This window comes from Flavobacterium sp. (assembly GCF_020217025.1).
Classification (GTDB): Bacteria; Bacteroidota; Bacteroidia; order Flavobacteriales; family Flavobacteriaceae; genus Flavobacterium.
The window spans coordinates 1-19,007 of the sequence record NZ_JAIWOF010000115.1 but is presented as its reverse complement, the minus strand read 5'-3'; the positions used below and the strand labels follow the sequence as shown (position 1 = coordinate 19,007).

The window sequence follows — 19,007 nt, the reverse complement described above, 5'->3', positions numbered from 1 at the left end:
ATTTTGCACCGAAATTAGGTGGTCAATTTGAATTGGAATCAGGTGGTCACTTTAAATTGGAATTGGGTGGTCAATATCACTGGAATTTGCAGGTTTTTTATTTCCAATAACTAAAATTAAAACTTTAATTCATCAAAATAACTTATCAACAAAAATACATTATAATTTGTTGATTACTATTTATTCAAACAAGACTTAAAAGTCTTTTTAATATTTAAATTTGTTCCATACCACAATTAAAATTCTGCAGTATGGACAAATTTGTAATTAAACGAAATGGTACATATTTACCATTTGAACCTTTCAAAATAGAAGAAGCCATCACAAAAGCATTTGCCAGTGTAAGCGAAACTTTAAATACAAAAGTTATTGAAACGGTGTTCCAATTGTTATCACATCAAGACACTTGGGCAGTAGAAGATATTCAAGATAAAATTGAAAAAACACTTTTCGAATATGGTCATTATGAAGTAATGCGTTCCTTCATGTTGTTCCGTCATACTCGAAAACTGCAACGCGAACACGTTTTAGGTTTAAATGATGACACTACTTATGTTGACAGCACCCAAACCATCGAAGAATACACCAACCAAACCGATTGGCGCATCAATGCCAACGCTAATACTTCGTATTCCAACGCAGGTTTAGTCAATAATGTCGCTGGAAAAATCATTGCGAATTATTGGTTAGACAAAGTTTATTCTAAAGAAGAAGGTTATGCGCACCGAAATGGCGATATTCACATTCACGACTTAGATTGCTTAACGGGTTATTGTGCAGGTTGGAGTTTACGTGTTTTACTAAATGAAGGTTTTAACGGAGTTCGGGGTCGAGTGGAAAGTCGTCCTCCTAATCATTTTAGAGAAGCATTAGGACAGATGGCGAATTTCCTTGGAATTTTACAAAGCGAATGGGCCGGAGCTCAAGCGTTTAGTTCATTTGATACGTATTTGGCGCCTTATGTTTTCAAAGATAATTTATCGTATGAGGATGTTTTAAAAGCGATTCGAAGTTTTGTTTACAATTTGAATGTCCCAGCACGTTGGGGACAATCGCCGTTTACGAATATTACTTTAGATTGGGTAGTTCCTGACGACTTAAAAGAGCAAATCCCAACTCGAAACGAACAGCATCTTTTCAAAGGAATTACTTCTGAAGATTTTATAAAAAGAGCCCAAGAAAGAGGCGTTTCAGACATTACCGAAATGCGTTACGAACATTTTCAAAAAGAAATGAATCTCATCAACAAAGCCTATTATACGGTTATGACCGAAGGCGATGCGCATGGACAACCGTTCACCTTCCCTATTCCAACGGTCAACATTACCGAAGAGTTTGATTGGTACGGAGAAAACACCGATATTCTTTTTGAAAATACAGCGAAAATTGGTTCGTCTTATTTCCAGAATTTCATCGGAAGTCAATATACGTATGATGAAAACGGCAATAAAGTTGAAAATCCAAATGCCTACAAACCCAATGCCGTACGAAGCATGTGCTGCCGTTTACAACTCGATTTACGTGAATTATTAAAAAGAGGAAATGGTTTATTCGGAAGTGCGGAAATGACCGGAAGTATCGGTGTGGTAACTATCAACATGGCTCGATTAGGTTACTTAAACAAAGGCAATAAAGCCAAATTATATTCCGATTTAGATCGTTTGTTAGAAATTTCAAAAGCAACCTTAGAGAAAAAACGCGTTTTCATTCAAGAAATGTACGATAGAGGTTTGTTTCCATATACCAAACGTTATTTGCCACATTTCAGAAATCACTTTTCTACAATTGGCGTGAACGGAATTAACGAAATGATTCAAAATTTCACTGATGGAAAAGAAGATATTGTTTCTGACTACGGAATGGCGTTCGCGACTGAAATTTTGGAACACATTCGAACCAAAATGAGAGCTTATCAAGAAAAAACAGGCAATTTATACAACTTAGAAGCAACTCCAGCAGAAGGCACTACGTATCGTTTTGCGAAAGAGGATAAAAAACGTTATTCCGATATTATTCAGGCAGGTGAAGGCGAAAACATTTATTATACGAACAGTTCACAATTACCAGTTGATTACACCGAAGATCCGTTTGAAGCTTTGTTGTTACAAGACAATTTACAATGTCAGTACACAGGAGGAACGGTTCTACACTTATATATGAACGAAAAATTGAGTTCGGTAGAAGCGTGTCGTAATTTCGTTAAAAAAGTAATTACGAATTTTAAATTGCCTTACATCACGGTGACTCCCGTTTTCAGCGTTTGTCCGAAACATGGTTATTTGAATGGTGAACACGAATATTGTCCAAAATGCGATGAAGAATTATTAGCAACCTTAAATACAACATCCTATGCAAACACAAACCACTGAAGCTTTGCTTCAACACAATGAAAAAAGAACCAAATGTTTGGTTTATACACGAGTAATGGGCTATCACAGACCCGTAGAAAGTTTTAATATTGGAAAAAAAGGTGAACACAAACAACGAACCCACTTTAGAGAATGTAAATCTTGATTTTCTAAACAAAAAAGCCATTCATAGTTTTACACCCTTCACTCTACTAGATTATCCCGATAAATCGGCTTGTATCTTATGGTTTGCAGGGTGTAATATGAAATGTGATTATTGTTACAATCCCGAAATAGTTTTCGGAAAAGGGGCTTTTTACTTTTCCGAAATTATTTCGTTTTTAAAATCCAGAAGAAATTTGTTGGATGCCGTAGTTTTTAGCGGTGGCGAATGTTTGATACATAAAGACATCATTTCGTTCATCAAATTAGTAAAAAGTTTAGGATTTTTAATCAAAGTAGATACGAATGGAAGTCAGCCCAAAGTACTGGAAAAACTAATAGAAGAAAATCTCATCGATTATGTGGCTTTGGATTTTAAAGGCCCGAAAGAAAAATTCTTTGCGATTACAAAATCGGATTTTTATACTCAATTTCTAAGTTGTTTTGAATTGCTTCAAGCGAGTTCCATTCCATTTGAAATTCGAACTACTTATCATTCTTCTTTATTGAATCCAGGGGATATTACTGCAATGCAAAACGTTTTATTAGAATTAGGTTACGACAAAAACTATTACATTCAAAATTTTAGAAATTATCAAAACACGATTGCACCACTACCCGATTCGCAATCAATTTCGGAAAAGGATATCCACCAGAATATGACTAAAATCATATTTCGATGATTTAAAATGCCTAACTTTGTGTAAATTTTATCTATGTTTTCAAAAACCTGTGAATATGCCATACGAGCTACCATTTACATTGCCTCAGAATCGTCTGCGGGCAAACGTTGCGGTATTCGAGACATTGCCAGAAAAATAGAATCGCCAGAACCTTTTACAGCTAAGATTTTACAACGTTTGGTAAAAGCCGACATCATAAAATCGATTAAAGGAAATGGCGGTGGTTTTGAAATCGAAAAGGTACAATTGAAACACATCAAATTAGAACAGCTTGTAAAAGCTATCGACGGAAATGACTTATTTGACAGATGCAGTTTAGGACTTCATGATTGTTCCGACAAACAACCGTGTCCTTTTCATCATAAGTACAAGCCATTACGTGAAAATTTGAAGAAAACGCTGAAAGAAACCTCTCTTTTGGATTTAATTAGTGAATTCAACACTGGAGAGACTTTCCTTAAGCTTTAAAAAATTTAATTAAATAAAAGATAAAAATATCCTCTAATGAAAACAACTTCGGATTTAAAAGAGAAAATTCTTGAATTGAAAAAAAGAAAAAATGCGGTAATTCTGGCGCATTATTATCAAGAAGAAGCTATTCAAGAGATTGCTGATTTTGTGGGTGATAGTTTAGAATTATCTAGAAAAGCATCGCAAGTTGATGCCGATATTATCGTTTTTGCAGGCGTTTATTTCATGGCAGAAACAGCTAAAATTGTCAATCCAAATAAAAAAGTAATCGTTCCCGATGTAAAAGCAGGTTGTTCCCTTGCCGATGGTTGTCCGCCAGATGAATTCAAGAATTTCTTAGAAAAATATCCGAATCATACCGTTGTAACCTACATCAATTGCACAGCCGAAGTTAAAACATTAACCGATATTGTTTGTACTTCTTCCAATGCTAAAAAAGTGATTGCATCCATTCCAGAAGACCAACCCATTGTGTTTGCTCCTGATAAAAATTTAGGCAAATACTTAATTTCCGAAACTGGTCGTGATATGGTTTTATGGGAAGGTTCTTGCATTGTTCACGAAGCATTTTCTTTAGAAAAATTAATCGATTTATATAAAAAACATCCAAACGCTACCATCATTGCGCATCCTGAATCGGAAACGCATATTTTGAAAGTAGCACATTACATTGGTTCCACATCTGGCATGTTGAATCATGTAAAAAACAGTCCAAACGACACTTTCATCGTAGCCACAGAAGCTGGAATTTTACACCAAATGCAGTTGGATAATCCAACCAAAACATTAATTCCAGCGCCTTCAAAAGAAGACAATACTTGTGCGTGCAGCGAGTGTGCGTTTATGAAAGTCAACACCTTAGAAAAACTCTATCAATGTTTACAAGATGAAAGTCCAGAAGTGCATTTGGACAACGAAATCATCGAAAAAGCTTTACTTCCAATTCAAAGAATGTTAGCGCTAAACTAAAACATCATGCAAAATTTAGAAACCGATATACTTATAGTAGGCACAGGATTAGCTGGATTATCTCTAGCGAAATATCTCAGCGAGCAAAATCCGAACCTACAAATTACCTTACTTAGCAAAACCTCCATAGACGAGTGCAATACGTATTACGCACAAGGCGGAATTGCCGTAGTACACGATTTTATCAAAGACAGTTACCAACAACATATTCAAGACACTTTACTTGCTGGAAAAGGCATTTGCGATAAAAAAGTAGTCGAACACGTAATTACAGAAGCTCCTGCCCGACTTCAAGAATTGATTCAATGGGGCGTGGAACTAGACAAGAATAATTCAGGAGAATTGGATTTAGGATTAGAAGGCGGTCACTCCCAAAACCGCATTGTACATCACAAAGACAAAACAGGACTGGAAATTGAAACCAAGTTGATTCAAGTCGTTCAGAATTTACCGAATGTTACCATCAGAACTTCCTTTTTTGCAACAGATGTATTACTAGACAATCAAAAATGCATCGGAATCATCGGATTTGATAAAAAAAGTGAAGTGACTTCCATCGTAGCAAAAGCAACTGTTTTGGCTACCGGTGGTTCTGGGCAAGTGTTTGGTGTGACTTCAAATCCGTTTGTTTCTACGGGAGATGGTGTGGCAATGGCGTATCGAGCGGGAGCAAAATTGGACAAAATGAAATACATTCAATTTCATCCCACAGCACTTTACGAACCTAATAAAAGTCAAGCTTTCTTAATTACTGAAGCCATTCGAGGATTTGGAGCTCATATTTTGAATCAAAAAATGGAATGTTTTGTTTTTCAATATCATCCTGATGGCGAATTAGCAACTCGAGATATCGTTTCAAAAGCCATTTCGGATCAAATGAAAAAGGAACATTCGCAACACGTTTGGCTCGATGTAAGACATTTGCCGATAGAGACGTTTAAAACAAAATTTCCAAAGGTTTACAACTATTGTTTTGAAAATGGCATTGATGTTTCCAAAGATTTAATTCCGATAATTCCAGCAGCGCATTATCAATGTGGCGGAATTGTCGTGGATGAAATGGGTGCTACTTCTATTAAACAATTGTTCGCTATTGGAGAATGTTCGCACACCGGACTTCATGGTGCTAATCGATTGGCTTCGAATTCATTATTAGAAGCGATTGTTTATGCGCATGATTTAGCGAATTATTTGACTTCATCAATAGATGCTATTAAATTAAATAAGTCTGAAATTACGCCAATTCGTTATAAAAACATTCATCACGACCAAATTTTGCAATTCAAAAACCAACTGCAACATTTCATGAAATACGATGCTTTGTACACTTCTGGAAAAAATACCGAAAAAGTATATGAAATGGTCACCGAAATGAGCAAACGCTTCAAAATGAAGTTCAAAAATTATGATTCGCATCCGTTTTTATGTGAAACTTATAATTTGATTCAAACCGCAGAAATTATTTTAAAAGATTGTTTACCCAAAAGATACCGCGTAAAATCGGTTAAAAAAGAAAAAACTATTTCGTAATGCTGAATCTATTTGCTCATCCAAAACGCATTTTTTTGTTGCTTATCGTTTGTTTTCTAACGTTTAGCATTTGGATTTATGCCATTCCACTTTTTAGCCCAACGCCCTATTCTGAAAAAGAACTTCATTTAGTAGCTGAAGGTCGATTGGTTTGGCAAAAATACAACTGCCATACGTGTCATCAATTGTATGGCTTAGGCGGTTATTTGGGTCCGGATTTAACGAATGTGTATTCTAGAACTGCCAACAATGAAGCGTATATCAAAGGCATTATAAAATCGGGAGTAAAACAAATGCCTGCTTTTAAAATTTCGGATGACGAAATGAAAGCGCTTTTACACTTCTTAAAAAATGTAGATGCCACAGGAACATCAAATCCGCAAGATTACCAACCTGAAATAATAGGAACTTTTAGTTTAGAAAAGAAATGAAGAATTTTGGAATTTGGCTCATCAGAGTAGCTCTTATACTGTTTGTTTTAGGTTTGTTTTTTGGACATTTAGCTTCCGAAAGTTATCGCATAACCCAACCAAAATCGGGTGTTATGGGATTTTTATCGCTTCGTCCGCTTCATGTGAGTAGTGCATATTTAGGGATTATAACTGCTGGATTGGGTTTTGTAACACTGATTATTGCAAAAATGAAAACCACACGTTTTGGAACTTTTTTACAATACTTGCATTTTTCACTTTGGGTAATTGCTTTACTTGGAATTTTTTATAGCTATTTTACAGGTGATTTTGGTGGAAGAGAATATTGGGAATTCAATCCCATTTGGGCTTTACCGATCTTTGTTTCCTTTATTGTTTTCTTAGTTTTCTATCTGCATCAGGTTGGATTTTCTATGAAATGGCCCGTCTATTATTGGATGTGGCTCACTGGAATTATCTTCTTTATTATTACTTTTATAGAAAACTATTTGTGGATTTTTCCTTATTTCAGACAACATTTCATTGCTGATATGACGATTCAGTGGAAAGTAAATGGTTCGCTCGTAGGCGCTATTAATCAAATTATTTATGGCGTTGCTTTTTATTTGATGGAAAAAATTAGTGGCGATGAAAAATCGTCCTATCAAAAACTGTCTTTTGCGATGTATTTTCTAGGAATGTTTAATTTGATGTTCAATTGGGGACACCATATTTACTTGCTTCCAACCGAAAAATACATTCATTACATTGCCTACGCAGTGAGCATGACCGAATGGATTATTTTGATTCGTATTTTTTACAAATGGAGCCAACAAATCAAAGAAAACAAACAATTTTACTACTTTTTCCCTTATCGCTTTTTAATGGCTTCTGATTATTGGATAACAATAAACTTAACCCTTGCCTTATTTATGTCAATTCCAGCCATCAACTTATACACCCACGGAACGCATATAACGGTGGCGCATGCTATGGGAACTACCATTGGAATTAACACGATGATTATTTTGGCGGGTGTTTTCTATTTTATTAAACCAACATTTAACTCAGCAAAATGGCGATTGTATGGTAGCATTGCGTTTTGGATTGTACAAGTTACCTTATTACTTTTTTTAATTTCCTTAATTGGAATGGGCGTTCAACGAGCAATTTGGCAAGCTGGATTGACTTCGGAAAGCTTCAGCAAAATGAGTAGTTCCAGTGGAAATTGGGTTTTACTTTTCATCATTTTGGGAACAATTTTAATGTTTAGTATGGCGAGTTTCTTCATATATCTGTTTATTCAATCTTGGAAGAAAAATGAATTGAAGATTGAGGAATAAATTTATCCTAAAAATACGATGATAAAATCAGGTAAAATATCATAATTCCATTGTATATTTGGCCTTTAATTCTTTCAAATTTATCGTTGCTTATGTTTTCAAAATCATGCAATTATGCTATAAAAGCTACCATATTTATTGCAAAACATTCCTTAGAAGAAAAAAAGGTAGGTTTTGTTGATATCGCCAAAGAAATCGATTCGCCACAAGCGTTTACAGCTAAAATTTTACAAATACTTGTAAAAGCTGGAATTATCGAATCGGTAAAAGGGGTAAATGGTGGATTTTATATTCCGATAAAAAGAATTAAAAAGACTTTCTTAGTTGAAATTGTAGATGCCATTGATGGCGATGCCGTTTTCCATGGTTGTGGATTAGGATTATCGCAATGTTCTGAAACACATCCTTGTCCAGTGCATGATAAATTTAAAAGTATTCGTAATGAACTAGCGCATATGCTAGAAACCACGAATTTAGAAGAATTAGCTTTGGGAATTAAGTCAGGAGAAACTTTCTTGAAATCGCTATAAAACCAATTCTTCTAATTTGTAGTATTTTTAAAACTGAAACATCAAATTAATAAAGATATTTCGTCCCATTCTTGGAAGATTTTTCCAATCGGTGTAAGTCGTATAATTGGCATCGAAGATGTTTTCAACACCTGTATTTACAATCATTTTTGATTTTTCAAAAATGAATTTATAACCTAAATTAACATTTACAATTGCATAATCAGGTGTTTTGTCTTCACCATAAAAAGCGTTGTATTCGGTTTGTGTGGCATTTCCTTTTAGTTGTAATTCCGAACTAAATTTTCCTGGTCTAAATCCTAAAGAAGTCATGTAATTAAAGGGACTCATAAAAGGCAATCCGTTATTCTCATTGTCTTTTCCTAAGTTATAGACGAATTGGCCTTTCCAAATCCAGAAATCAGATAATTGATAACTCACTGTAAAATCGGAAGATAAAATAGTCGCATAATCTAAAGCGGTATACACTTTTATTCCATTAGCACCAATAGTCATAGGCGCTACCGAAGCATCAGGAATTCCGATGATATAATCGTAAATGTGAAAATATGATGCTGATAATTTAGTTTGCCATTTCGCATTTTTGAAACCAATATTGGCATTTCCTTCTAATGATTTTTCGTTTTTTAAATTGGGGTTTCCGATGTAATCAAATCCATCAAAACTGTTGAATAAATAAAACCCATACCCTTCTGAAACTGATGGAGCGCGTTCGCCATACCCCATTCCGAATCCATACGAAATTCCGTCTTTGTTGTAGAAATAATTAGTTGAAAAACTTTTTAGGAATCGAGATTTTGAAGCTTCCATTTCAGGATAAAAAATCTGCAAACTTTGTAAGCCGAAATCACTAGCTACATTGTTATTATGAAACCCTAAATTGGTAGTGAATTTCAAATTAGAATGACAATTGATTTCGAAATTATCTTCCAAATAAATTCCAGCATACAACGTGCGAACATCAGGCCAAGTGTACATAAACATTAAGTTTTCGTTTGGATCAGATGGATACATCGTCATTTCGGCAACGGAACGATTGTAAAACGAATTCAAATTAGCTAAAAATTGATGCTTTTTGTATTTCCCATTTACTTTGGAATAAAAACCATAGGTATCGCTCCAACCTGGCATATCCATATGAATAGGAACAACAGGACGTTTTGTATCGTCCATAGTGTGCGTAATCGTATTGAAATAGAGTTTGGTTTCCCAATTATCGATTTGCTCCAAATTAGGTTTGTAATTGAATTTTACTGAAGTAATCAAAGCTTCCGCCAACGAAACATCCATTGGTAACGCAGGATAACCAACATCGGTAGCTCTATCAAAAATTACAGAAGCTTCAATGTTTTTATTAGGCGCCAATCGGTAGCCCGAAGTAGCAGAAAGATTGAGTTTTCTGAACTGTGAAAACTGAATTTCTTTGTTATTCCCTGCTTTATAATTTTCGGCATCTCGAAACATCACATCGGTATCCACATAAAATAAACTATCAGCATAATTGATGGCAGAACCTATGATTTTTTGCTGATTATTCGTTTCATAACCTGAGTTAACAAAGAATTCCCAACCTGCATTGGTAAATTGACGTTGGCTTCTTTTTAAATCGATAGAACCACCAATTGTATTGCCATGACAACTACCTTGTTGTCCTGAAGAAATGGTAGCTTCTGACAAATTAGAAACTTCAACATAGGAAGTTACAGGGTCCATTTTATCGGTACAAGCACCAAAGATTCGCATTCCATCAATCGTAACTACGGTTCGTTCAGTTGCCATTCCGTTGATGATGGGTTCCCAAGCATAAGCACCTCTTTTGATTAAATCTACTTTGGTTGATTTTTGTAAAAATTCGTCTAAAGTAGCGAGTGTTTTAGTTTGTTTTTCGTGCAAAGTTGCTTTTGTTCCTACCACTAAAACTTCTTTAAGTTCTTTGGTTTTGATAGAATCCGCTTCTTGACTAAAAGTAAAACAAAACGAAAGTGACAGAAAAAATACTATTAATTTTTTCATGATATAAAAGTTTTAAAAAAGGTCATTATAATGTCATAACGACCTTTTTTATAAGTAAAAATTAAAATTCGATTTCGAAGAAAATACTACTAGCAGTAACTGTTTCTGTGATTTCTTCTCCTTTTAAGATAGTTCCTTCTGCGTCAGCTAATTGTAAGTTGATTTTCCAATAACCTGTCATGGTTAACGATAATTTCCCATCATATAATCCACCAGCAAGTGTTTGTGTTGCATGAACGTTATTTGGAGAGGTATGATTTCCCATACTTGGCATTCTTGGGTCGATTTTTACGGTGTAACCATCTACAACTGGGAACGTCATCATGTTTTGCATTTTCCAAACGCCAACTTTCATATCATTGATGGCTACTTTTGGATGATGAGGCTCAATATAAGCCACTAAATACTTAACACCATCTGAACCTGTGAATGTATTTACTTTACGTTTTGCAGAAGCTGGCACATCAAGTACAGAAGTTACCGTATAATCTACACCATTAATTGTGTAATCGATTTTTAAGTCCCAATATTCCGTATCATTTTGAGCCATTTGGAACATAATATAACCTTCGTATAAAGTTCCATTTTCAGTTACTTTTTCTACTGCTGAATAGGGACATGAATGCGTCATCATAGCCATGTGCATTAATGGAGACCAACTCACTTCGGCATTTTTAATGTATTTATCTGTGGTGTTGTCTTTAATTCTTAAGCTAATTTCGTTGTATCCTTGTTCTAAACTTCCCATGTGAGAATACAATTCAATAGTATGAGTATCGTTAGTGATTTCTTTAAATTTAGTAATTCCGTCTAATTCATTTACAGTAGTTTCATCATCGTTTGAACAAGACACGAAAGTTAAGGCCATAGCAAAAATGGCTACAATATATTTTATTGAAGTTTTCATTATATTTTTTAATTAAATTGATTGTAATTCCATCTGAAATGTGATTTTTTCAGAGAAATTATGATATAAGCTGAATGGGTTAATTCAGTAAATGAACTAACAAAAACCAATATTTAATTAAGAAATAAATGTGGGTGGATGAAAAAAGGCACAATCATTCAAGTGAAAGTAAAGGTTAGAATAATTGTTACCAATAGAAGTTTTATTTAAAAAATAAATTTGTCTAATTTCTATAGGCTGAATTTCCTGAAAAAATACAATTTCAGTATGTTCGAAAGATATTTTCTTATCAGAAGAATTTTCAGAATTACTTTCGGAAGCTTTTGCCAATTGTTTTGCCAAGTGGCACTTTCCGTTACATTTTAATTCGGGTTTGGATTTGTTCTCACAAAGGTTGGTAACAATGTAATCATAATTCACAGCATACTCTAAAACCGGAAGTATCGGCTTTAAAAACATCAATGCAGTTAATATGATTAGTAATTGTTTCATGGGACAAATTTACAGCAAATAAATTAGGATTTTGTATGATTTCAGTCATATTTTTTTTACTTTTATTGGAATTAATTTGTGCTTTATCTAAAAGAATTAAAGCCTTCAACACAACTACTTTATGCAGATTGATTTAGATTTATTATTTACTTGGGGCGCCATTGCCAAGGAGTACAAGAAAAATGAAATTATTTTTCATGAAGAAGAATCAGCGAATTTTTATTATCAAATTATCGATGGTTGCGTAAGAATGTACAATTCCAATGACGAAGGAAAAGAGTTTACTCAAGGCTATTTTAAAAATGGTCATAGTTTTGGTGAACCACCTTTGTTTATTGATGAATTGTATCCTTCCACTGCAGTAGCCTTTAAAGATTCCAAAATAATAAAAATTTCGAAGGAGAAGTTTTTAAAGATTTTAGAGGAATATCCTTTTATTCAGAAGCAATTCTTGAATTTAATGGCAACTCGAATTCACACCAAAGCCAAAACTACAAAAGACATTGTAAATCAAAAACCAGAGTTTCGAATTTTAGCCTTTTTAAATGCCCACAAAAACCCCGATTGTCCTAAAAAAGAATTGGTAGAATTTACAAGACAAGAAATTGCCAACTTTACAGGTTTACGTGTGGAAACGGTGATTCGAGAACTTTCAAGAATGAGCAAAACGAATAAAGTGGAAATTATTAATCATAAATTATATTACTGATGTCTTTTAAAACAACTTTTTGGATTCGGTTTTCGATTTTTAATCTGATGCTTGTTGCATTATTAGGACTTTTAATGCGCTATAAGATTCTGTTTGAATTTCCGCTTCTCGATCAAAAAAGTGTACAACATTCCCATTCTCATTTTGCTTTTGCGGGTTGGGTTACGCATACTTTAATGACGTTGCTCATTGCATTTTTACAAAAACACGATACTCTCAATAAAATCGCTTTTAAAAAATACAATCTTGTTTTAATAGGGAATTTAATTTGCTCTTATGTAATGCTGATTTCCTTTATTATTCAAGGTTATGGTGCGATTTCGATTACTTTTTCAACCCTTTCTATTTTTGTTTCTTATTGGTTTGCATATGTTTTCTTTAAAGATTGCAAACAAATTGAAACTCCATCTGTAGCAACAAAATGGTTCAAAGCGGGATTATTTTTTAATGTGATTTCGTCTTTGGGAACTTTTGCTTTGGCTTATATGATGGCAACTAAAAACATCCATCAAAATGAATATTTGGCTTCCATTTATTACTATTTGCATTTTCAATATAATGGTTGGTTTTTCTTTGCTTGTATGGGATTGTTAATGGATTATTTAAAAGTAACAGTAAACTATAATCGAATTTATTCACAATCATTTATTTGGTTGTTTTGGTCCTGTATTGTAGGGTATTTTCTGTCAACACTTTGGTTAGATTTGCCGCTACTAATTTATATTTTAACCGCTATTTCGGCTATTGTTCAAGTAGTTATTTGGTATTTATTATTTAAAACTATTTTTAAAGAAAATAAATCCATATTCGTAGCTCTTCCAAATTATTTAAAATATTTAATTGTTTTTATCGGTTTCGCTTTGAGTGCGAAGTTCCTATTACAATTGGGTTCCACAGTTCCTGCAATTAGTAAATTAGCCTTTGGTTTTAGACCGATTGTGATTGCCTATTTGCACTTAATTTTACTAGCTATTATTTCGCTTTTTCTATTGTTTTACATTTATGTGAATGATTTTATTACCATAAATAAGAAAACGATCTTAGGATTAGTTCTATTTAGTATTGGAGTTGTGTTGAATGAAGTTGTTTTGGGACTTCAAGGAATAGCATCACTAAGTTATACTCTAATTCCTAATATTAATGAAGCTTTGTTCGGAATTGCCATACTGCTTTTAGCAAGTATTTTATGGATAAATTTATTTGCAAAAAAAGGATAAAAAAGTATTTTTTATGATTCTACGCATAAAATAATGAGCAGATAATCAAGTACTTTGTGTATATAAATTATTCAAATTATGAAAAATTCCATTAAAACTTTATTGTTAGCCAGTTTATTAATCACCTTTGGATGTAAACAAGGCGAAGAAACAGCATCAGAACCAACATCTGAAACTACAGAAGTATCATCTGGAGGCCAAGAAAATGTAGTAGATGAAAATTCTGCTCCAAATATTGTGCAAACCGCAATGGGAAGTAAAGATCACACTACATTGGTTACAGCAGTAAAAGCTGCAGGATTAGTAACATCTTTAAGTAATGCCGGACCATTTACTGTATTTGCGCCAACTAATGCTGCTTTTGATAAATTACCTGCTGGAACCGTAGAAGGATTATTAAAACCTGAGAAAAAAGGCGATTTAGAAAACATTTTAGGCTATCATACGTATGTAGGTTCGTTGAAAACAGAATATATGCAAGACGGACAAGAATTTGATATGGTATTTGGTGGAAAAGTGAAAATCACTAAAAAAGATGGAAAAACTTTCGTAAACGGTTCTGAAATTTTAGCTTCCATTGAAACATCAAACGGAATTATCCACGTAATTGGCGATGTTTTACTTCCAAAATAGAAAACAATTATTAATTCATCTTTTATAAAGGTAAAAAGCGTAGACTTCAACAGTTTACGCTTTTTATTTGATGCGAATTTGAATTAATAATTAAAACTTCAAAAGTTAATTCCCTAATGTTTTATACTGAATTACTTGAGCAATATTTAATGCTCTTTCTTTAATTTCAGAGGCTTTTTCGCCTACAAATAATTGATCAACTGTTGTAGTGAATACGATTACCCAATGCTCAAAATGTTCGGGTTTCATAGGACATTTGCTGTGTAACTCTTTGTGGATTTGCATGGGACTTCCGTTGTAATTTCCGGTATAGAACAAGATGTTTTCCCAAAAATCGTACATTCTAGGTAAATGAGTTTCCCAATTTACCTGGGCAATTTTGGTAAACAGAAAACCGATAACTGCATCGGTTTTGATTTTATCATAAAAGGTATCGACTAAAAGTTCAATATCCTTTCTATTTCTAATATCTGTTTTCATTTTGTAATTTGATTAAATAACAATTACAAGTCTTTTTTATTGAATTTTCGCATCGAAATGAAAAACGGAACAATCGCCCACAAACTCAATAGCACAAATGAAACCATTAATCCAACTGAAGTCCCAAAGAAATCTTTAAAAATTGCTCCAGTATATCCCATCATAGCGGAAACATCTAAATGCAAAAGAATTTGAATTCGAGCTAAGTCTATTGGACTAAAAGCGGTGATACCAACCATCATGTTTTCGATTGGATATTCAGCTAATTGGAAGAGTAAAAACAAAACCATTCCGTCAAATAATAATGCGAAATACAACCAAATCATTATTGCTAAACCAATTCCTTTTGCTTTATCTCGGGTTAAAATCGAACTCAAAAAAGCTAAAGCGACAAAAATTATGGAAATCAAACAACCATTAAGCAACATCATAATGCCTACGCTATCAGGAGAATTGACTAATAATGGAATTCCTGCCCCAATAAAAAAAGCAAAAACCATCGCCGTTGATAATCCAAAAAATAAACTCAACCAAATTTTTCTTCTTTTGATGGGTTGACTTAGTAAAAGTTCAATAAATTCGGCGCTATTGTACAAATAAATTGTAGCAAATAAGATGGAAACTAATGGAACTGTGAACAAAATCACATTCAAAATCGTTAGTAACCCTTTTGACGAATTGTCTTCTAATGCAAAAGAACTCCATGATAAAATAGACAAAATCAGCGTGTAAGCTAAAACAATTTTGTTTCGGATAATGTCGTATAATATGATTTTAATGATTCGGTTCATTTTGTTTGTTCTTTAAAATTTTGGCAATCGCTTTTGAGATTTTTTCTTCACCCGTGGTGGTTTTTAACTCTTCCACTTTTTGATGAAAATGTACTTTTCCATCTTGCATAAAAATGATTTCGGTAATTAAATCATCCAATTCACTTAGTAAATGCGATGTAATCAAAATCAATTTTCCTTTTTCTTTTTCTTTGATGATTTTCTCTTTCAAAACCTCAGCCGCTAAAGGATCTAAACCAGCGGTGGGCTCATCTAAAATCAATACATCTGGATTAAAAAGAAAGGCTAAAACAGCACTTACTTTTTGCGTAGTTCCACCAGATAAAGTACGCATTTGCTTATCAAACATTTTTTCTAATTCGAAAGCATGTAACAAATCTTCATCCAAATTATCTGATGAATTTCGAATCTTTTTTATCATTTCGATAATTTGACCAATTGTCATATTATCTGGATAGCGTCCAATTTGTGGCATGTAGCCAATTTTTTCGCGATACAAATATTCACCTAAAACAGAATTTCCGTTAAAATGAATTGTACCCGAATCTGGTAACACCATTCCTAAAACCGATTTTATCAAAGTGGTTTTTCCACAACCATTCGGACCAATCAAAGCGATACATTCTCCTTTTTTACAAGAAAGATTGATGTTCTTTAAAACTTCAAATTTTCCAAACTTTTTCTGCAATTCTTTTATCTCAATCATAGCGGCAGTGACTTCATTAAAGGCTTATTATCAACAAAATTATCAGGTGTTATACTAGGCAATACTTTTTCAGACTTATCTAACAACGTAATCATAAAACTTCGATACAACAACATAGAAGAAGGCGTATTTTCAGTCAACACCGCAAATAAACTCAACGGATGATAAGGAACATCACCCATTCCGTCTTTGTCTAAATCGTAACCTTCGTATTTGTCCCAATAATTTTCATTGAACGTATTTAAAACTAAACTTCCATTGGTACTGATATCGAAAGTATTTTTTAAGAAATTATTGTTTACGATTTCGTTTTCCATACAACTCGCTTGGATTTTCATGCCCCAACCATTCGATTCGAAACTATTTTTTTCAACTTTAATTCGAGAAGTTCCTTCCATGTAAATACCAGAAGTATTGCGTGCAAAACGATTGTTGAAAATATAACTATCTGCAATTTCTTTCAGCAATAATCCGTAAGCCGAATCGCCCCAATTTTCTTCAAAATAGTTATTAAACATTTTTACATTTTTGGTAAACATAACCGCAACTCCTGCTCCATTGTTCTTGAAAACATTGGTTATGTAGGCATCATCGTTGGAAAACATGAAATGCAATCCGTATCTCACGTTATTGTTAGAGATGTTTCTCCAAATTACAGATTGGGTTACAAATTCGAAATAAATACCGTCACGATGCCCAGTAATTTTATTTCCGATTATTTGTAAATTATTACTTTTCCAACAATGAATTCCGTTTCCAATTAACTGTTCAGCTTTACCGTAAGCTTTAATTATATTATTCTTAACGATACAATTTGTACTGTTTTGAAGGTAAATTCCAAAGAAATTATTATCGAGAATGTTCCCTTGAATTGTGACATTATTTTTATCATAAACACGAATTCCACAAGGATCATTTAAAGCAGCGTGACCTGAATTTATAACTTTAAATCCTTTTACCACTACATCATTGGCGTTGATGGACAACACTTCTTTTTTATTCTGACCATCTAAAACAGGGAAGTTCTTTCCAATAAAATATATCTTTTTATTGATTAAAATCGTTCCCTCTTTATAAATGCCCGAATGTACAAGAATCGTATCGCCATCTTTTGCTACTGCAAGGGCTTGCTTGATTTTCTTCACTGGAAAGTTAGCTCCTACCTGAATAGTGGCCGCTTTCCCAATTGAAAAAAACAATAGGAATACTATGAAACTAATTTTTTTCATTAATACATTGTGAAAACTTGTTCCCAAGTTAACATTTTGGCATTAAGTTGTTTTTGAAAATCATCTTGGTCTTTATCGGATGCAAAAGCGGCAAAATTACCTCGCATTGGAGAATTAATCGAACCTCCATGCAAGTAAAAACATTGCTCGGCTGGAATTAAAGTATTGTCTTTTGCGTAATCGTTAACAAAGAAAAATTGCACTTGAACATTCGTATTTTCTTTCGTATAGTGCATCATACAAGACAAATCGTCAAATTTGTAGTAACGTCCTTTTTTAGTTAATAACTCAGCTCCAAATTTTCCGTTTGAAATAGTCATTTTGCAGAATTCACAAGAATCTACATTCAATTTGATAGGTTTTGGTTCGTTTGAAACACAAGAAATAATAAGAAGCGACGAAAATAAAAGTACAATCTTTTTCATAACTAAATAGTTTGTTTTCTTTTGAATAAATTGAATTCTTTAAATACAATGTAAAATAACATGACACCAGCAGCAATTAAATACCATCCTCCAATATCAGGAACGGAATAGGCTCCAAAATTCAATAATTGCTTGTATCCAATTAATGGAGGTTGATAGGCCATTCCAGGTACTTTAATAGCGGCATTCGGATCTAAATTGTGTCCGTATTCGTAATTCCAGCGGTAAAAATCTACTCCCGCTAAGATAACGAAAAGTATAAAGGTTCCGAAAAATGCTAGTACGAATTTTCTGTTATTGATAAAAATCAAAGCAATAGAAATTAATGAAAAAGCACCAACAATATAAGGCAAGATTTTGAATTCGATAAAATTCTCAGTATGTAAAGTTGCCATTCCGATGTAGTGATTTAAACCGTTAATGATTTCTACATCGCCACCAATTTTATTGGCATGTAATTTTAAAACCAATCCTTCAGGATATTGAGGCGCATCTAAATCGATTTGCCACATAGGCACAAATAAAGAACCTATAAACAATCCTGCGATGATAAATAAAAGGATTTTTGAAACTAAAGCAAGTTTTGTAGTTTCCATACAATTGAGTTTAAAAAAGGGACAAAAGTTACTTTGCCCCTTTTGTTAAAAATTTATTTTGTTGCAGGTAAATTTGTTCCTAAACTAAATTGTAATGGAACATTTGAACCTTTTGGAGATACTCTAATGTATCCTTGCATTTCTTGGTGTAACGCACTACAGAAATCGGTACAGTAGAATGGGAAAGTTCCTACTCTATCTGGAATCCATTTTAATGTAGTAGTTTCTCCTGGCATGATTAATAATTCACCATTGTTAGCACCTTTCACAGCAAATCCGTGAGGCACATCCCAATCTTGTTCTAAGTTGGTTACGTGGAAATATACTTCATCACCAAGGAAAACACCTTCAATATTATCAGGA

At 33.5% G+C, this 19,007-nt stretch carries 21 protein-coding genes and 1 pseudogene; 12 read left to right on the top strand and 10 right to left on the bottom strand.

Annotated elements, in window-relative coordinates; genetic code table 11:
- Positions 1–251: 251 nt before the first annotated feature.
- From LDL23_RS05710 to LDL23_RS05670, 9 genes are all read left to right on the top strand, one after another.
- The gene (locus tag LDL23_RS05710; protein WP_291264847.1) at positions 252–2,369 is read left to right on the top strand and encodes a ribonucleoside triphosphate reductase; all 2,118 of its coding nucleotides are present in this window, start codon (positions 252–254) and stop codon (positions 2,367–2,369) included.
- Positions 2,350–2,514 (top strand): anaerobic ribonucleoside-triphosphate reductase, encoded by a 165-nt coding sequence (gene nrdD, locus LDL23_RS12645; RefSeq protein WP_111567273.1) that lies wholly within the window; start codon positions 2,350–2,352, stop codon positions 2,512–2,514. Before LDL23_RS05710 ends, nrdD begins: the two co-directional genes overlap by 20 nt.
- Complete coding sequence (locus tag LDL23_RS05700; RefSeq protein WP_366935479.1) at positions 2,471–3,193, top strand: anaerobic ribonucleoside-triphosphate reductase activating protein; 723 nt, start codon at positions 2,471–2,473, stop codon at positions 3,191–3,193. The genes nrdD and LDL23_RS05700 overlap by 44 nt, the downstream gene beginning before the upstream one ends.
- Positions 3,194–3,226: 33 nt before the next feature.
- Complete coding sequence (locus LDL23_RS05695) at positions 3,227–3,661, top strand: Rrf2 family transcriptional regulator (protein ID WP_111567272.1); 435 nt, start codon at positions 3,227–3,229, stop codon at positions 3,659–3,661.
- A 36-nt stretch (positions 3,662–3,697) separates the two neighbouring features.
- Complete coding sequence (nadA, locus tag LDL23_RS05690) at positions 3,698–4,633, top strand: quinolinate synthase NadA (protein ID WP_291264846.1); 936 nt, start codon at positions 3,698–3,700, stop codon at positions 4,631–4,633.
- Positions 4,634–4,639: 6 nt separating this feature from the next.
- Entirely contained in the window at positions 4,640–6,163 is a 1,524-nt protein-coding gene (nadB, locus tag LDL23_RS05685) for an L-aspartate oxidase (protein WP_291264845.1), read from the top strand.
- On the top strand, positions 6,163–6,594 hold the full coding sequence (locus tag LDL23_RS05680; RefSeq protein WP_291264844.1) for a cytochrome c: 432 nt from the start codon (positions 6,163–6,165) through the stop codon (positions 6,592–6,594). The genes nadB and LDL23_RS05680 overlap by 1 nt, the downstream gene beginning before the upstream one ends.
- Positions 6,591–7,916 (top strand): cbb3-type cytochrome c oxidase subunit I, encoded by a 1,326-nt coding sequence (locus LDL23_RS05675; protein ID WP_291264843.1) that lies wholly within the window; start codon positions 6,591–6,593, stop codon positions 7,914–7,916. Before LDL23_RS05680 ends, LDL23_RS05675 begins: the two co-directional genes overlap by 4 nt.
- Before the next feature lie 92 nt (positions 7,917–8,008).
- Entirely contained in the window at positions 8,009–8,446 is a 438-nt protein-coding gene (locus LDL23_RS05670) for an Rrf2 family transcriptional regulator (protein ID WP_111567267.1), read from the top strand.
- 27 nt (positions 8,447–8,473) lie between these two features.
- On the opposite strand, the gene LDL23_RS05665 is transcribed toward LDL23_RS05670, so the two are convergent.
- From LDL23_RS05665 to LDL23_RS05655, 3 genes are all read right to left on the bottom strand, one after another.
- Positions 8,474–10,459, bottom strand: coding sequence for a TonB-dependent siderophore receptor (locus tag LDL23_RS05665; protein ID WP_291264842.1), 1,986 nt, complete (start codon positions 10,457–10,459; stop codon positions 8,474–8,476).
- Positions 10,460–10,520: 61 nt separating this feature from the next.
- Positions 10,521–11,366, bottom strand: a complete 846-nt coding sequence (locus LDL23_RS05660; protein ID WP_291264841.1) for a hypothetical protein — start codon at positions 11,364–11,366, stop codon at positions 10,521–10,523.
- A 117-nt stretch (positions 11,367–11,483) separates the two neighbouring features.
- Positions 11,484–11,858: a hypothetical protein gene (locus LDL23_RS05655; RefSeq protein ID WP_291264840.1), complete on the bottom strand. Its 375-nt coding sequence runs from the start codon at positions 11,856–11,858 to the stop codon at positions 11,484–11,486.
- Positions 11,859–11,979: 121 nt separating this feature from the next.
- Here LDL23_RS05655 and LDL23_RS05650 point away from each other — a divergent pair, with 121 nt between their 5' ends.
- The 3 genes from LDL23_RS05650 (at position 11,980) to LDL23_RS05640 (ending at position 14,417) form a co-directional block, all read left to right on the top strand.
- Positions 11,980–12,567: a Crp/Fnr family transcriptional regulator gene (locus tag LDL23_RS05650; protein WP_291264839.1), complete on the top strand. Its 588-nt coding sequence runs from the start codon at positions 11,980–11,982 to the stop codon at positions 12,565–12,567.
- Positions 12,568–12,614: 47 nt separating this feature from the next.
- Positions 12,615–13,784: a hypothetical protein gene (locus tag LDL23_RS05645; protein ID WP_291264838.1), complete on the top strand. Its 1,170-nt coding sequence runs from the start codon at positions 12,615–12,617 to the stop codon at positions 13,782–13,784.
- Between the two features lie 78 nt (positions 13,785–13,862).
- On the top strand, positions 13,863–14,417 hold the full coding sequence (locus LDL23_RS05640; protein WP_291264837.1) for a fasciclin domain-containing protein: 555 nt from the start codon (positions 13,863–13,865) through the stop codon (positions 14,415–14,417).
- 105 nt (positions 14,418–14,522) lie between these two features.
- On the opposite strand, the gene LDL23_RS05635 is transcribed toward LDL23_RS05640, so the two are convergent.
- From LDL23_RS05635 to LDL23_RS05605, 7 genes and pseudogenes are all read right to left on the bottom strand, one after another.
- Complete coding sequence (locus LDL23_RS05635) at positions 14,523–14,897, bottom strand: group III truncated hemoglobin (protein ID WP_291264836.1); 375 nt, start codon at positions 14,895–14,897, stop codon at positions 14,523–14,525.
- Between the two features lie 23 nt (positions 14,898–14,920).
- A complete protein-coding gene (locus tag LDL23_RS05630) occupies positions 14,921–15,688 on the bottom strand; it encodes an ABC transporter permease subunit (protein ID WP_291264835.1) in 768 nt (255 codons plus the stop codon).
- Complete coding sequence (locus LDL23_RS05625; protein WP_291264834.1) at positions 15,672–16,394, bottom strand: ABC transporter ATP-binding protein; 723 nt, start codon at positions 16,392–16,394, stop codon at positions 15,672–15,674. The genes LDL23_RS05630 and LDL23_RS05625 overlap by 17 nt, the downstream gene beginning before the upstream one ends.
- Positions 16,391–17,623, bottom strand: coding sequence for a nitrous oxide reductase family maturation protein NosD (locus LDL23_RS05620; protein ID WP_291264833.1), 1,233 nt, complete (start codon positions 17,621–17,623; stop codon positions 16,391–16,393). The genes LDL23_RS05625 and LDL23_RS05620 overlap by 4 nt, the downstream gene beginning before the upstream one ends.
- Entirely contained in the window at positions 17,623–18,048 is a 426-nt protein-coding gene (locus LDL23_RS05615; protein WP_291264832.1) for a nitrous oxide reductase accessory protein NosL, read from the bottom strand. Before LDL23_RS05615 ends, LDL23_RS05620 begins: the two co-directional genes overlap by 1 nt.
- Before the next feature lie 2 nt (positions 18,049–18,050).
- Positions 18,051–18,644, bottom strand: a complete 594-nt coding sequence (locus LDL23_RS05610; RefSeq protein WP_026726060.1) for a hypothetical protein — start codon at positions 18,642–18,644, stop codon at positions 18,051–18,053.
- A gap of 53 nt (positions 18,645–18,697) precedes the next feature.
- Positions 18,698–19,007: pseudogene (locus tag LDL23_RS05605) on the bottom strand (nitrous oxide reductase); the annotation flags it as partial.

Bases quoted from the DNA above. Each gene is read 5' to 3' on its own strand.
- LDL23_RS05630 (WP_291264835.1), bottom strand. From the start codon at position 15,688: ATGAACCGAATCATTAAAATCATATTATACGACATTATCCGAAACAAA.
- LDL23_RS05675 (WP_291264843.1), top strand. From the start codon at position 6,591: ATGAAGAATTTTGGAATTTGGCTCATCAGAGTAGCTCTTATACTGTTT.
- LDL23_RS05645 (WP_291264838.1), top strand. From the start codon at position 12,615: ATGCTTGTTGCATTATTAGGACTTTTAATGCGCTATAAGATTCTGTTT.
- LDL23_RS05680 (WP_291264844.1), top strand. From the start codon at position 6,163: ATGCTGAATCTATTTGCTCATCCAAAACGCATTTTTTTGTTGCTTATC.
- LDL23_RS05625 (WP_291264834.1), bottom strand. From the start codon at position 16,394: ATGATTGAGATAAAAGAATTGCAGAAAAAGTTTGGAAAATTTGAAGTT.
- LDL23_RS05615 (WP_291264832.1), bottom strand. From the start codon at position 18,048: ATGAAAAAGATTGTACTTTTATTTTCGTCGCTTCTTATTATTTCTTGT.
- nrdD (WP_111567273.1), top strand. From the start codon at position 2,350: ATGCAAACACAAACCACTGAAGCTTTGCTTCAACACAATGAAAAAAGA.
- LDL23_RS05695 (WP_111567272.1), top strand. From the start codon at position 3,227: ATGTTTTCAAAAACCTGTGAATATGCCATACGAGCTACCATTTACATT.
- LDL23_RS05620 (WP_291264833.1), bottom strand. From the start codon at position 17,623: ATGAAAAAAATTAGTTTCATAGTATTCCTATTGTTTTTTTCAATTGGG.
- LDL23_RS05710 (WP_291264847.1), top strand. From the start codon at position 252: ATGGACAAATTTGTAATTAAACGAAATGGTACATATTTACCATTTGAA.
- LDL23_RS05635 (WP_291264836.1), bottom strand. From the start codon at position 14,897: ATGAAAACAGATATTAGAAATAGAAAGGATATTGAACTTTTAGTCGAT.
- LDL23_RS05610 (WP_026726060.1), bottom strand. From the start codon at position 18,644: ATGGAAACTACAAAACTTGCTTTAGTTTCAAAAATCCTTTTATTTATC.
- nadB (WP_291264845.1), top strand. From the start codon at position 4,640: ATGCAAAATTTAGAAACCGATATACTTATAGTAGGCACAGGATTAGCT.
- LDL23_RS05660 (WP_291264841.1), bottom strand. From the start codon at position 11,366: ATGAAAACTTCAATAAAATATATTGTAGCCATTTTTGCTATGGCCTTA.
- nadA (WP_291264846.1), top strand. From the start codon at position 3,698: ATGAAAACAACTTCGGATTTAAAAGAGAAAATTCTTGAATTGAAAAAA.
- LDL23_RS05655 (WP_291264840.1), bottom strand. From the start codon at position 11,858: ATGAAACAATTACTAATCATATTAACTGCATTGATGTTTTTAAAGCCG.
- LDL23_RS05670 (WP_111567267.1), top strand. From the start codon at position 8,009: ATGTTTTCAAAATCATGCAATTATGCTATAAAAGCTACCATATTTATT.
- LDL23_RS05665 (WP_291264842.1), bottom strand. From the start codon at position 10,459: ATGAAAAAATTAATAGTATTTTTTCTGTCACTTTCGTTTTGTTTTACT.
- LDL23_RS05640 (WP_291264837.1), top strand. From the start codon at position 13,863: ATGAAAAATTCCATTAAAACTTTATTGTTAGCCAGTTTATTAATCACC.
- LDL23_RS05650 (WP_291264839.1), top strand. From the start codon at position 11,980: ATGCAGATTGATTTAGATTTATTATTTACTTGGGGCGCCATTGCCAAG.